Below are 13,708 nucleotides of genomic sequence, written 5' to 3'. Positions count from 1 at the left end.
TTTATTTTTTTGGATTGTGTTATATATGCCGAAGAAAATTTTAGCCATTATTTACAATTACGTTTTTATTTCTAACTAAATTAAACAATAAAAAACTGAGTGCAGTTAACACTAACGAAGCTATAGTTGCTAAAACGAAACTTCCAACAATGTAAGTTTCCAGGTGTTCTAGAATCACGAAATCTTTAGTTAAATCGTCGAGCTTATAACTAAACTCTACACCGTAAATGTACTGCCCTATTTTAGAACTTAAATAAATTATAAAAGGTATAAACGGAGGCAAACTAACATTAGAAAATGCAAATGCAATGGTTTTATTCAACTTAAAAAGCATGGCCAAAAAAATAACTGTAACCGTATGAAATCCCCAAAGTGGCGACAACCCAATAAACACGCCCAAACCAACCGAAAGTGCCTTCTTTTTTGGCGAATCTTGGCTTCCTAGAAAGTCTTCTAAAAAAAAACGTTTAATGCCTTTTTTTTTTAATCTCCGAAATAAATCTCGAGGTTTTATGTAAAGTAAAGTTATGAGAACTAAAACTGTGTTTAGCACACTAATTCTGGCAAAATCAATTGTTGGTCTAAAATGCGAAACCCGTTCGCTCATATCGTACAACACTTTTACTGGCATGTTTTTAACTTTAATACCTGCCCAAGCTAAACGTACAATAACTTCAATTTCGAACTCGAATTTATTAGTGAAAAATTTACGCTTTTTTATAGCGTGTAATGGATAAAGTCGGTAACCAGATTGTGTGTCTTCTAATTTTATTCCCGTTTCAAACCAAAACCAAAAATTAGAAAATTTATTACCAAAACTACTTTTTTTAGGCACACCTTCTTGACTCATATTTCTTGAACCAATAAGCAATAAATTTTCATCTGGATGCGCTTCTAAAGCATTAATAAAACTAGGAATGTCCTCAGGAAAATGTTGTCCATCAGAATCTATAGTAATGGCAAAATCGTAACCTTTATTAATGGCAAATTTAAAGCCTTCGCGTAGCGCTTTTCCTTTTCCTTGATTTTTTTCAAAGGCTATAACATCAACCTTTTCGGCGTAATTTCCAAGAATATTTGGCGTGCTGTCTGTAGAACCATCATTTACAACAATTATGTTGTTAGAATAGTTTAAAACGCCATCAATAACCCGAACCAATGTTTTTTCATTGTTGTAGGTTGGAATGATTACGCAAATGCTGGTTTTGGTTGATTGGTTTTTCATTTGCTTTTATTTTACTGAAAGTGCTTATTTTTTCAAATTACTTTGAAATTTCTGCCTTTTCTTCATCAGTAAAAACTTTCGATTGCAAGATATAATCTTCTATATAATTTTTCAAATCACTATCGGAAATACTTTTTAAACCATTTAAAAGTTTCGTTTTATCTTCGGTAATATTCTTTTTATATCCTAAAATTTTAGGTGAATTTTCTTGAATACTTAACCGAATTAATCGTGATTCTAAATCGTTTGGGCTTTTTTCAATAGCATGTTCTACCCACGAAACGCCTTCAATAAATCCTTCTTTTTTATCTTTAATTTTCTCGGCATTTTTTGCTTTTAAGGCAATAACCGCACCTTTATAAGCAACTAGCGCTGGTTTATCATTTTTTGTTACAGCCGTTAAGATTTTATCGAGTTGCTCTGTTTTTTCTTGGCTTGCGGCCGATTGTTTATACGTTTCTCTAACCGATTTTAAATCAATTTTTTGTGGCACAACAACCAAAAACAATAAAAAAGAAATTAATAGTTTCATTTTAAACCACTTTTAAATTCATGCTAAGTTTTAGTGCAATAGTATCGTTAAACTTGGTTACGTTTTTTACTTTATAAACGCCTTCAACTTCGGAAATATTTAAAATAAACTCTAAATCTTGATTAACTTCTGGATTAATAATTTCCATGAATTTAACATTGCTAGACGATTCCATAAAAAGCGATTTTTCAACCACTTTACTAGTAATATCTTTTACTATTTGCATAATACAAACACCCGGAGTTACAGGATTTCCAGGGAAATGCCCGTTAAAAACTTCGTGATCTTTATTAATTGTTACGGCAGCTATAGTTTGTCCGCTTTCGGTTTGTATACTGTTTATTTTATAGAAGTCTTGTAATAGCATTAGCGAAATTTAAATTTATAGGTTATCCCTAATTGAAACACTTTATTTAGTTGGTTATCGTCCTGTTGGTTGTTTTCGTTATCATTATAATCAGCATTATTAAATAGATCCAAATCTATTAATCCTTGCTTCAATCGTGCTTCTATAGACAACCCATTTGGAAACTCGTAACCAATACCACCCAACAAACTTAAATCTATTGGAGTTAATTCGTAATCTACGTTATCGTTTAAAACACTAACCCAATTATATTCCAAATTAATATCTATACTAGGTCCTAAAATAATATGTAAACCAGAGTTCTTGTCGATAAAAAACTTATTTGCAAGAGCAACAGATAAATAATCTATATCTATATCTCCCTCATTATTTTTATGCTTTGCACCTTGTTTACTATAAAATAATTCTGGCTGTAAGGCGTAAAACTCAGTAAATTTTATTTCAGCAAAAACACCCGCATAAAAATTTGTTTTATTTTTATAACTTGATGTATTAGTAATTTCTGAAAAATTAGCTCCAAAACGAAGTCCTGGTTTAAAGGTTACTTGGGCAAAACTTGTTGAAACCAGTAACAAAAGCAGCAAACTAAGTAGTTTATTTTTCATTATTTATTGATTTAAGGCGTTTAGCTTAATATGTAATTTTATAGATTGATGCACAATCTCAATTTGTTGTGCAATATTATTCTTTATTTCGCTGAATAAAAAAATTGTTTTAGCCTTTTGATGTTTTACTTTTTCAATTTTAGATAAATCTGAATTTAAAAAATAATAGTACAAATCGGTTTTAGCACTTTCGGATTTTAAAACATTGAAGTTATCTTTTTTGAAAGCTGCCGTTACCGGAAGATTGGACTTTATTAAGGTTGAAAAATCTTCTTGCAAAATATTAATCAGCATTTTTTTATTTAAATCTTCAAGTATATAGTTTATTTTGAAGCCATCATCTACAAAAGAAAAATCGAAAATTTTATTACCAAACTCGGTAGTAAACGCCACACGATGATTGTTTTCTGCTAGTTTTTTTACAATTAACAAACCCCCAAAATTATTGCCATAAACCGTTATATTAGATTTGTAAACATAATCGGTTACTTTGGAGTCGAAATACTTATTTTCAATTGATTTTGTTACAACGGGTTCACTTTGCAACTCGTATTTTTTACTATACGAACCACATGAAACCAACAAAAAACAAAAACTAATTATTAAAAATCGCATTGCTAATCGTTGAGTTTAATACCCGGTTTGTAAATTCAATTTTTGTGTAATCGCCTGAAGGCTCAATCATTTTTATAGTCTCAACATCTCCTTTTTCACTAAAAACTATATGGAAACTTTTTATGAACTCATTTAGTTTTGGGTCTTTAGGCTCAAACTGAACTAAGCTACCTTCTTCAACATTAAAATAAGCAATAGCAAACTGCGCATCATCAAACATATCGCCTTTTACACTTTTTACGATTAAATTATTAAGTTCTGTAAACATTTTACTCGAGCCAACATCTACTTCACTTTTACTGCCTTCGTTATTTATAAATAGGGTTTTATTTTTAAATATAACACTGTATTGAAACGGCTTTACGTAAGCCCACTTTACAAAATCGGGCGATTTAAAATGTAATTTCCCTTGTGTTACTATATCGTTCGATAAAAAATCGAGATGCTTATATTGCGTAAAATCGCTAACAATGGTTTTAGTTTGCGACGCTCTATTTTTCACTAAAGCTTTTAATGCTTTGGCTTCGGTATTTGTCATTTTTTGCTGCGCACCAACTAAAGATGCCATAAACAAAAAGACCAATAAAATTTTATTCATAAGGTTGTAAATCGCATAAAGCATCAACAGTTACCGATGCTAAATTTTTCTTTTGTAAAAATAACAATAATTGTTCCAAAACGATGAGCGATTTCTCGCTAGTGTCGTGCAACAGAATAATATCGCCTGCTTTTAAGCGCTTTGTTATTCTATTTAAAACAGATTCTGCACTTCGCGAAGTTGTATCGAGCGAGCGTACATTCCAACCTACCGATGTTACACCTAAAACCTTTACCGCTTTAGCTATATTAGGATTTGTAACCCCAAATGCAGGTCTGTATAATTTCATTTTCAGCCCTGTAATTTCTTCAATTACTTTGTTTGTTTTCTCTAATTCTGAAATAACTTTTTTAGTAGTAAAAAATCCGAAGTTATTCGCATGAGAAAACGTATGATTGCCAATTATATGACCTTCGGCAATAATTTGTTTTAAAATTTCTGGATGATTTTTAGCCTGTTTACCAATACAAAAAAAAGTGGCTTTTGCATTAAACTGGTTTAAGAGCGATATTACTTTAGGCGTGAATTCTGTATTTGGGCCATCATCAAAGGTAATTGAAACTGCATTTTTTGATGTTTCTGCATTTGAAAGCACCGATTTTAAATGATAATTCCAACCAATTAAACCTGAACCTAAACCCGTAATTACAAACCAAATTACAACGACCATAACCATGAAAATCCAACTGCTATTACAAATAATTAAACCAAGTAAAGCAATACAACTAACAATGCTTATGGTTTTAAAATTTAGCATGATTTTAATAAAGTAAAACTATGATTTTGCCCGCGATACTGGTTGTAAAGTAATACATTTTTTATTTCTGAAGGCATGTCTCCTTTTAAAACCACAGCTTCTGGAATGGTTTGCGATTTTAATACACGAGCAGCCAACCAAAACGCAAAAGAGGATGCGGTATGAAACTCGCCCGACAAATGCTTGTAATATAATTGCGGCATGTCTTTTAAGCTATTTTCGGCTAAAACATCGTAAAACCCATCAAATTCTACATCGCCATTACAGCCTAAAACAACAGCACTTAAATCTTGAACAGTAAGCTTTTGTTCTTTTAAAAACGCTTTAAGCTCTGTTTCTAATTCATCGGCTTCCAAAGTGTTAATTAATTTCACATCGACAACCTCAGCGTAGCTAGTTTCAGATTTTTCATTTGAAACCACAAAGAAATTAGCGCCTTCGCTAAATACAGCACCTTTTGTTTTATTTTCCAGTAATTTTGAAGCCTCAACAGCTTCAGATTTTATATGATTTACCGCTTTATGAATTTCTATAGTATGTGGCGCCAATTCATCTACTCCACCTATTAAAATAGAATGGCTTTCATCTGTTTTTATCTGTAAAAGCGCATCTAATAAAGCCGACTCAAACGATACAGACGCATGCACATAGGTAAAATTATAACCTTTGCAACCTATATCTAAAGCTATTTGGCCACCAACTGTATTGTGTGTAGATTGTATAAACGGCGTTGGTGTTAAATATTGCTCATCATTATCGATTATTGCACTTAAAAACTTTTCGGAATCGCGCACACAGCCCATACCTGTTCCGGTAATAATAGCGTCCACATTTTCTAAATTTGCTTCTTGTAAAGCGGTTCTTGAGACCGCAATTCCCATTTTAATGCCTTTTGCCATACGTCGTGCAGCTGCAGGCGAAATAAATGCTTTGTAATTAACATCTATTGCCGGAATAACGTTTTCTGTATAAAATTCAACGCTGTTTAAAAACTCAGAATTATCAAATGTATTTTGCGCCGAAATACTTCCTAAACCATTTACGTAAACCTTTTCCATAACTACGCTTGTTTTGAAAATATTAAGGTTGAACAATTCCCACCAAAACCTAAAGAATTTGATAAAATGTTTGTTATCGGTTTTTCCTTTAACTCCAATTCTGGCACAAGATTAAATGCCGACATTGGTGTTTTATAATTTAAATTTGGATACAACACATTATGTTGTAAAGCCAATACCGAAAACACCGCTTCAATACCACCAGCAGCGGCTAAAGTGTGTCCTGTAAACGGTTTTGTAGAACTAAAGGGCGGCATTGTATTAAACACGCGTAAAAAGGCTTTTCCTTCAGATAAATCGTTATTTCCCGTAGCTGTTCCATGCGCATTTACATAATCTATCGCTTCTGCATTTAAATTTGCCACTTTTAAGGCTTGTTGCATAGCTAAAGTAGCACCATCGCCATTCTCTGATGATGCGGTTTGATGAAACGCATCGTTGGCATTACCGTAACCTTTTAAATAAGCCAATACGTTTTTATTTTCAGCTTTAACAACTGCATCAGATTCTAACACCAAAAAGGCAGCAGCTTCACCTAAATTTAAACCTTTTCGGTTTTCATCGAAGGGTGTATTGTAGGTGTCTGACAAAATCATTAAACTTTTAAATCCGTTAATCGTGAATTTCGATAAGCAATCGGCTCCACCCACAATAACACGATCTAATTTACCAGATTTTATAAGTCTTGCACCCAACATAATGGCATTTGCAGCCGAAGAACAAGCAGTGCTAATAGTTGTTACCAAACTATTTTTAAGCCCCAATTGTTCAGCTATTTTTTGGGTAGAGTCGCCCGCATGATGGGCTTCGATATATTTTTGAACCGTTTTATCTTCTAAATACTCGTAATAGTATTTCTCGGTCATGTCCATACCACCAACACTGGTTGCTGATATTAAACCGGTTTTATATTCATTTATATCAGAAATACAAGCACTTTCAACTGCTTCTTTAGCAGCGACAGCACCTAACAAAGCGGTTCTTGAATAATTATTAGTTTCGGGTAATTGCAATAGGTTTTCTAGTTGGCTATTGGTATATGCAATTTCACCAACCATAATTTCATTTTTATGATTGGTGTTAATTTTAACCACGCGACCAATGCCCGTTTTACCAGCAAAAAGTGCTTCGCGATTTTCGTCTACATTGTTTCCAATAGCAGATATAATACCCATACCTGTAATTGCAACGCCTTTACCCATTTTTGTAATTATTTTGTACGGTGTTCTGCGATGTATGCAGACATGGTGTTAATACTTTCGAAAATAGCACGACCTTGTTTTGGGTCGGTTAATTTTATACCGTAAGTTTTATCGAGCATTACAATAAGCTCTAAAGCATCAATAGAATCTAAACCTAAACCATCTCCAAATAACATATCGTCATCAGCAATTTCGGCAGGTGTTATATCTTCCAAATTTAATTGTTCTACAAGGCTTTCTTTCAATTCTTGTTTTAAAGCTTCCATAATTCGTTATATAATGTATTTATTTGTTTTTCTGTATGTTGTAAATTTCCGTTGGGTGTTACAAGATATAAAAAGGCTTCGTAATCTTCATCATCTACATTTACCCAACCGCATAAAATTTTATCGGCCTTTTTATCGTCAATTAAACTATTCGTGTAATTATAAAAATAGTTGGTTTTAAAATTTTCGAATACAAAGAAACTGTTTTCTGAGTACAATTTGTATTTAATACTAATTTCTCCCAACATAATATTTGGCAAGGTATACACAAACACCGCAGGGCTTGGGTAATAACTTGCTTTATCTTGAATACTGTCTTGGTGTTTTCTATCGGTATCTAAACTCGATGCTTTATTCCCCATAACCAAGGCTATATTTTCTTGGTTTTCTTCGGAAATATTTTCGTGTTGCAACAAAACATCGGCTGCTAAAAAAGCTAACTGACTTAATTTATCCATTTTAAAAAACTTGGAATAATTAACATCTAAGGCTTTATAAGCTTGCTTTAAAAATTTTGATTCTTCAGCTTCAGCTGAAAACAAAACAGTTCCGTTAAGGCTAATTTTATTTTGCTTAACATGGCAATAAGACGATATTTTAAACTGATTTTTCATTATTAATTATCAATCTTATTTTACTTTTTTAAAAATAACCGCTGTATTACAACCGCCAAAACCCGAAGCTGTTTTTAAAAATGTTGATAACGGCTTTTCTACAGTGTTTTCAATAACATTTATAGGCTGTGTTACACCCATTTCTGCAAAACCTAAGGTTTTTATTAGCATATTTTGTTTTAAGGCGTACATACCAATTATGGTTTCTAATAAACCTGATGCGCCTAATGTGTGTCCAAAATACCCTTTTAAACTATTCATTGGTGTTTTTTCTAAACCCAAACGGTTTAATGCAATCGCTTCCATTTCGTCGTTATACATGGTTGCCGTACCGTGGGCGGAAATATAATCGATGTCTTCTGAAGTTAAATTTGATTGCGCTAAAGCCGATTTTATACTTCTGTACAAACCTTCGCCAGTACGCGATGGTCCTGAAATATGATTGGCATCGTTACAAGATGCTTCGCCTAAAATTTCAACCGCTTCGTCACTTAAATTTTCTTCATTTTTAGTGACTAGAGCGCTCACGGCTACTTCGCCAATATTAATACCTATTCTATTTTTATCGTAAGGTTTACAAATTTCTGAACTTAATGCTTGAAAAGAATTGAAACCCGATAAAATAAACTCGGTAACCAAATCGCCCGCCACAATAAACACATGATCGAACATGTTGCTTTTTATGTAACGTTTAGCTACCGCAACCGCCAAAACACCAGACACACATGCGTTTGACAACACAATAGGTTCCGTTTGAAAACCAAAATAATGGGCTACATTTTTAGCTAAAACATCGAGATAAGCACGTTCTTTTGGGAAATCGTTTTCAGCATCTAAAGCATCTATATTGCCTTTTGTTGTTGAAATAATGAGACCAACACGATCGGTTAACACAATGTTAGATTGACCTAAAGTATCTTGAAGCGATGTAATAAACATCTTTTCAAGTTTGGTATATTTTTTTTCTGTTTTATTTTTGAAAGCTGCCGTTAACGCATCATCATCTATTAAAGATGACATAAAAGGTTCTGGCATTACCGAAGTATCCTTAATTTGTTTCAATCCGGAATTACCAAGCATCACTTCTTTCGCAACCGAAGCGCTATTGAAGCCTAAAGATGAGATAATGTTGTTATATGACAGATATACTTTACTCATCTCGCAAACCTACTTTTTTCTTCCAATCTGTAAAAAAATCTGGTGGCGTTAACCACAATTCACCTTGCCCAATATTATCTACAAAAACCTGAACGGTTTCCCCAGTGCAAACCAACTCGTTTTTTTGGTTGTATATTTCGTAGCGAAAAATCATTTTTGCTGCCGAACTATCTACAAAAATGGTTTTTATAGTGGCTACATCTCCATATTTTAAAGGGCGTTTATGCTTGGTTTTCGATTCTATTATTGGCGTTGCAAAACCGTATTCTTTTTGATCTAAATATGAAATACCATGATGCCTTCCAAAGTTTTCCCTACCATCTTCGAAATATTGAATGTAATTTCCGTGCCATACAATTCCTAACGGATCGGTTTCTACAAACCTTACCCGCACTTTACTTGTATGTTCTATTTCTTTTGGTTTAGACCGCATGTTTCTTCTCGTTAAAAAATATTGATAGCAACGTAGTTACTATAAAAAACAATAACAGCAATGCTAATTCTGGCAAAATACTGGCTAAACTTCCGTTGCGTAAAAACACATCGTAATAAGCATTTAATCCCCAGTTCATAGGCGAAATATTCGATAATACTTGCATAAACTTTGGCATTATAAAAACGGGCACCCAAACACCACCAATCGCTGCCAAAATAACCACAAACGTGGCTCCAAATGGCGCCGACTGTTCTTGGGTTTTTGCAATAGTACCAATTAAAACACCTAAGCCAATTGCTGCTAAGCCAGCAAAAATACTAACTACAAACAACAATGGCAACCTGCCAGAAACATCGAGTGTTGGTAACCCAATTTTTGGAAATACGAATACACCAACCGCCAGCATTAATGCAAATTGAATAAGGCAAACCGCTAAATACACAACCGTTTTACCACCTAAAACCGTGGCATAACTTACTGGATTTGTACGCAACCTAACAAAGGTGCCTTGACTTTTTTCCTTTACAATATTTATTGATAAAGGTACAATTATGAAGAAAATGGCAAATAACGACCAAGCAGGAACGTTATGTTGTGCAGAGTTTGGAATAAATTCTTCATTGTCTTTTTTTGGAAGTATTTCTTTAAACTTTACAAAATTATCGGTTTTAAAAATAACATCGTCTGGATTTTCACTTAATTGCTTTTGAAAACTAGTGTAAATGGTTTTCATTTCAATTTTTGAAATCATTTTATCAATACCATTTTTAACCGAATTTTTAAATGATACTTGTGTTGCAGGATCGAAATATAAACGCACTTCTTTACTTGTAACTTCTGGTTGTTCTGAAGCATTGCTTTCTGAGCCTATTCCGAAATTTTGCAGTAAATTATCGACGTTATTATTTACTTTTTTATTTAAATCTGAAGTTAAATGAGTTGGAATTATTACTGCCAATTGATAATCGCCACCAAATACCAAATCTTTCGCTTCAGCTTCAGTAGCACTCATAATAATTTCAAAAGCTTCCGAAGATTGCAAACCTTCCAACATGGTTTTGGCGACTTCACCTTTATCATTATCTACCACCAAAATAGGAATTTGAGTATTCTCGATGGTTTTAAAAGTGCTATCTTGAATTAAAGTAATGGTAATTATTAACACCAAAGGCATTACAAACAAGATGATAACACTACCAAAATCTCGTTTTAACAATAAAAACTCCTTATATGCCGATGCTAGTAACTTATGCATAATCGCGAAGTTCTTTACCGGTTAAACTTATAAATACATCTTCAAGGTTATGCAATTCGTCAGATTGATTAATTAAATCCTTTGGCTTTCCTTCAATAATTATTTTTCCGTGATCTATAATGGCCACTTTTGTACAAAACTGCTCTGCTTCATTAAGATGATGCGAGGTATAAATTATAGTTGTTCCGTTTGCATTAAGCTCTTTTAAAAAATTAATTATCACGTTTTTAGACTGCACATCTACCCCAACCGTAGGTTCATCTAAAATTAAAACTTTAGGGTTATGTAAAATACTCGCTAATAAATTAACGCGACGTTTCATACCGCCAGAGAAAGTATCAATTTTCTTGTTTGCAAATTTCTCTAGCCCTAAAATTTCTAGGTGACTTAATATTTTTTGGTTTAGCGCTTTACCTTTTAAACCATACATGCTACCAAAATATTTTAAATTCTCGAACGCAGTTAAGGTTGGGTACAACGCATATTCTTGTGGCACAATACCTATAAGTTTTTTAATTTCAGTTTTGTGCTGTTTATAGTTTAAATTATTGATGGTAAAATGCCCCGAAGTTGGTTTTACCAAAGCACATAACATAGAAATTAGGGTTGTTTTTCCGGCGCCATTTGGCCCTAAAAGCCCAAAAATTTCTTGATCTTTTATAGACAGACTCAAATTAGACACCGAATAATTATCGGCACCTACATATTTTTTTGAGATTTTATCTATTACTATCATTTTCTATTTTATGGCTTTTTTTAATGTTTTAAAAAACACTTCTTCTTTATCTGCTAACTCAAATAACATCTCCGAAACCTTATCGTACGATCCTGTTGTTGCCTTGCGGTTTTTGTATAAACGCGATGCTTCCAAAGCAAAATCTCTCCATAAATCGCCAATTACGGTCATTTCCTTAGAGAGTTCCATGAGTTTTTCATTATTTAAAATAGCACTAGATTCTTGTAAAAAAGCAGCAAAAATATAACGAAAGCCACCACCACCGGTACCAATTTCTTCTTGCATACGTACAATTTGCCCCAAATAATGATTGGCTACTTTTATACCTTTTTTCTTTGGCCACTTTTTAATGAGTTTTGCCACCATTCGAATGCCTTTTACACCAACAATTGGAATTGGCGCCAACATATCTCGACACGTTTGTTTTATACCTTTTACAATGGCTTCTTTATACGGAATGTCACTTTCTTTTGGGAAAGAAATGGGATAATAAATTTGTCCGTTTGGCGCAAATGGACCTTTGGCAAAACGCGCCTTTTCCATTTGTTTTTCATCTAAAGTTGCAACGGTTTCAATAACAGGATCGCTAACCAAATAATTGTTACCTTCTTTACCATAAACCACTATATTATGGGCATTAAAATGAAAACGGTAATGATCTGGCAAGTATAACAAATGATAAATACCAACTTGTAAACCAACCGGGTTGTTGTTTTTTAAATTTTCGTCTAAACGCTGTTTCGCTTTGGCTACACTTTTAAATTTTTCACGTTTAAAAGTCACGCCTATTCGTTTTGCAAAACGTTTAAAAATAAGCCCAGGCATAACACGATAGGTTACTGCTGGCCCATGATTTACCTTTAGAAACGGAATGTAACAGTATATAAGCCCAGAACCTATACCAAAAATCATAGGTTCGCTAATGTTTAAGCCATTATGCTTCATTAAATTTGAAACTACACCATTTTCGCAGTGTGCAGATTGGTGATGTTTAAAATCAATCTTCATTTAAATCTCCTTGTTTTAATTGCTTTAAACTTATGTTAAAAGCATCGGCGTATTTTTGCAATAATTTATCTGATAGTTTTTTAAAACGTTTCGGGTTAAAATGTCGTTTTACTCGAAATGGCCAAATACCAACGTAACCTGCAAGAATGGTAACATCCATTCGGTTTAATTCCATATAATATTCAATGGGGCTTGTTTCGTTATTTAGCACACGTTGTTTGGCTTCTTCGGCACGCTCTTTAATATCTTCAATAGCATTGTTTAAAGCAATTGTTTTTGGCGTCCAACCACTACTTTTTGTAGTTATGTAATTACCACTTTCGTCTGTTGCGTAGCATAATTCTTTTTGATTTATAGAATCTAAACTACTTTTATCCTGAGGAACTTCGTTTGCTTTCATAGCTTAATTAATTTCTCGAATAATTAAATTGAGATTGCAAGATACTAATTCTTTATGGTCTTGAGATATGGTGCATTCAATATTACACAAACTATAATCGTCCGCATCAAACCGGGAAATTAAGTTGGCTTTTGAAGTAATTGTAGTATTTACTTTAGGTAAACTGTATATTGTAACTTTTTTTATGGCACTAATAAAACCAATAAGCCTAACCGTTGATTTATTATCGTAAAACGATTTACCCACTATACAAGAACAGGTTTGTGCCGCGTGTTCTATTAAACCTGCTTCGGCAAACTTGCCATTATCGTTAAAAATTGAAGATTCTTTTATAAAAAACTGAGTGGAAACACTTTCGTCATCAATCGAAATTACTTTATCAACCATTAAAAAAGGCGGTCGATGAGGTAATAATTCGCTAATGTTTATTTCCGAAAGATTCATTAGTTAGCTAAAACGGTTTTCATTTCAGCCGAAGCAATTTCTACATTTTCAGCATTAAAAACAACAATTTCCACCATAGTTACACCTAATATTTCGTGCAGGATATTCACTTTAGTTGTTATGGTTTCGTTTACCTTTGGAAGTTTAGATATATGTGTTTTTTTTATTGAACCAATATAACCTGTTGGAGACTCTTCTCCTTTTACAAAATAATTATAACCGGTATGCAAAGCAATTGTTTGCGCCATGTTTTCTACTAATCCAGGTTCGGTAAAACAGTTGTTTTCCACAAAAATATTATCTGATGGAACAGTAAATGCCGATACCACTTCGGTTTCTGCAAAACTTAACAACGAATCTACCATTACAAACGGCACTTTTTGAGGTATTAAGCTTGTGATATCCTTTATTGGAAATTGTGCACTCATAATT

General features: G+C 33.2%; 19 protein-coding genes. All 19 read right to left on the bottom strand.

The window, feature by feature from the left end; translation table 11 throughout:
• Positions 1 to 40: 40 nt before the first annotated feature.
• The 19 genes from LG651_RS07275 to LG651_RS07185 are packed head-to-tail and all read right to left on the bottom strand — an operon-like array spanning position 41 to position 13,704.
• A complete protein-coding gene (locus tag LG651_RS07275) occupies positions 41 to 1,225 on the bottom strand; it encodes a DUF2062 domain-containing protein (protein ID WP_226695473.1) in 1,185 nt (394 codons plus the stop codon).
• Positions 1,226 to 1,262: 37 nt separating this feature from the next.
• Entirely contained in the window at positions 1,263 to 1,757 is a 495-nt protein-coding gene (locus tag LG651_RS07270) for a hypothetical protein (protein WP_226695472.1), read from the bottom strand.
• A gap of 1 nt (position 1,758) precedes the next feature.
• A complete protein-coding gene (locus tag LG651_RS07265) occupies positions 1,759 to 2,124 on the bottom strand; it encodes a hotdog family protein (RefSeq protein ID WP_226695471.1) in 366 nt (121 codons plus the stop codon).
• A complete protein-coding gene (locus LG651_RS07260) occupies positions 2,124 to 2,729 on the bottom strand; it encodes a porin family protein (RefSeq protein ID WP_226695470.1) in 606 nt (201 codons plus the stop codon). Before LG651_RS07260 ends, LG651_RS07265 begins: the two co-directional genes overlap by 1 nt.
• A 3-nt stretch (positions 2,730 to 2,732) precedes the next feature.
• Positions 2,733 to 3,344, bottom strand: a complete 612-nt coding sequence (locus tag LG651_RS07255; protein ID WP_226695469.1) for a hypothetical protein — start codon at positions 3,342 to 3,344, stop codon at positions 2,733 to 2,735.
• Positions 3,325 to 3,942 (bottom strand): LolA family protein, encoded by a 618-nt coding sequence (locus LG651_RS07250; protein WP_226695468.1) that lies wholly within the window; start codon positions 3,940 to 3,942, stop codon positions 3,325 to 3,327. Before LG651_RS07250 ends, LG651_RS07255 begins: the two co-directional genes overlap by 20 nt.
• Positions 3,935 to 4,699: a polysaccharide deacetylase family protein gene (locus LG651_RS07245; protein ID WP_226695467.1), complete on the bottom strand. Its 765-nt coding sequence runs from the start codon at positions 4,697 to 4,699 to the stop codon at positions 3,935 to 3,937. Before LG651_RS07245 ends, LG651_RS07250 begins: the two co-directional genes overlap by 8 nt.
• Positions 4,693 to 5,757 carry a beta-ketoacyl synthase N-terminal-like domain-containing protein gene (locus LG651_RS07240; protein ID WP_226695466.1) on the bottom strand — a complete coding sequence of 355 codons (1,065 nt, stop codon included), beginning with the start codon at positions 5,755 to 5,757 and terminating at the stop codon, positions 4,693 to 4,695. Before LG651_RS07240 ends, LG651_RS07245 begins: the two co-directional genes overlap by 7 nt.
• Positions 5,758 to 5,759: 2 nt before the next feature.
• The gene (locus LG651_RS07235) at positions 5,760 to 6,959 is read right to left on the bottom strand and encodes a beta-ketoacyl-[acyl-carrier-protein] synthase family protein (protein ID WP_226695465.1); all 1,200 of its coding nucleotides are present in this window, start codon (positions 6,957 to 6,959) and stop codon (positions 5,760 to 5,762) included.
• A gap of 8 nt (positions 6,960 to 6,967) precedes the next feature.
• Positions 6,968 to 7,225 carry a phosphopantetheine-binding protein gene (locus tag LG651_RS07230; protein ID WP_044633620.1) on the bottom strand — a complete coding sequence of 86 codons (258 nt, stop codon included), beginning with the start codon at positions 7,223 to 7,225 and terminating at the stop codon, positions 6,968 to 6,970.
• Positions 7,213 to 7,839: a beta-ketoacyl-[acyl-carrier-protein] synthase family protein gene (locus LG651_RS07225; protein WP_226695464.1), complete on the bottom strand. Its 627-nt coding sequence runs from the start codon at positions 7,837 to 7,839 to the stop codon at positions 7,213 to 7,215. The genes LG651_RS07230 and LG651_RS07225 overlap by 13 nt, the downstream gene beginning before the upstream one ends.
• Before the next feature lie 15 nt (positions 7,840 to 7,854).
• The gene (locus tag LG651_RS07220) at positions 7,855 to 8,997 is read right to left on the bottom strand and encodes a beta-ketoacyl synthase N-terminal-like domain-containing protein (protein ID WP_226695463.1); all 1,143 of its coding nucleotides are present in this window, start codon (positions 8,995 to 8,997) and stop codon (positions 7,855 to 7,857) included.
• Positions 8,990 to 9,430: an acyl-CoA thioesterase gene (locus LG651_RS07215; protein WP_226695462.1), complete on the bottom strand. Its 441-nt coding sequence runs from the start codon at positions 9,428 to 9,430 to the stop codon at positions 8,990 to 8,992. The genes LG651_RS07220 and LG651_RS07215 overlap by 8 nt, the downstream gene beginning before the upstream one ends.
• Positions 9,420 to 10,688, bottom strand: a complete 1,269-nt coding sequence (locus LG651_RS07210; protein ID WP_226695461.1) for an ABC transporter permease — start codon at positions 10,686 to 10,688, stop codon at positions 9,420 to 9,422. The genes LG651_RS07215 and LG651_RS07210 overlap by 11 nt, the downstream gene beginning before the upstream one ends.
• Positions 10,681 to 11,424, bottom strand: coding sequence for an ABC transporter ATP-binding protein (locus LG651_RS07205; RefSeq protein ID WP_226695460.1), 744 nt, complete (start codon positions 11,422 to 11,424; stop codon positions 10,681 to 10,683). The genes LG651_RS07210 and LG651_RS07205 overlap by 8 nt, the downstream gene beginning before the upstream one ends.
• Positions 11,425 to 11,427: 3 nt before the next feature.
• A complete protein-coding gene (locus LG651_RS07200; protein ID WP_226695459.1) occupies positions 11,428 to 12,432 on the bottom strand; it encodes a BtrH N-terminal domain-containing protein in 1,005 nt (334 codons plus the stop codon).
• Entirely contained in the window at positions 12,422 to 12,832 is a 411-nt protein-coding gene (locus tag LG651_RS07195; RefSeq protein ID WP_226695458.1) for a hypothetical protein, read from the bottom strand. Before LG651_RS07195 ends, LG651_RS07200 begins: the two co-directional genes overlap by 11 nt.
• A gap of 3 nt (positions 12,833 to 12,835) precedes the next feature.
• Entirely contained in the window at positions 12,836 to 13,276 is a 441-nt protein-coding gene (locus LG651_RS07190) for an ABC transporter permease (RefSeq protein WP_226695457.1), read from the bottom strand.
• Positions 13,276 to 13,704 carry a hypothetical protein gene (locus tag LG651_RS07185; protein WP_226695456.1) on the bottom strand — a complete coding sequence of 143 codons (429 nt, stop codon included), beginning with the start codon at positions 13,702 to 13,704 and terminating at the stop codon, positions 13,276 to 13,278. Before LG651_RS07185 ends, LG651_RS07190 begins: the two co-directional genes overlap by 1 nt.
• Positions 13,705 to 13,708 lie beyond the last annotated feature (4 nt).

The sequence above is a fragment of the Neotamlana sargassicola genome, assembly GCF_020523965.1.
Classification (GTDB): Bacteria; Bacteroidota; Bacteroidia; order Flavobacteriales; family Flavobacteriaceae; genus Neotamlana; species Neotamlana sargassicola.
Note: the sequence above shows the minus strand (reverse complement) of the source record. Positions and strands in the feature narration are given on the sequence as shown.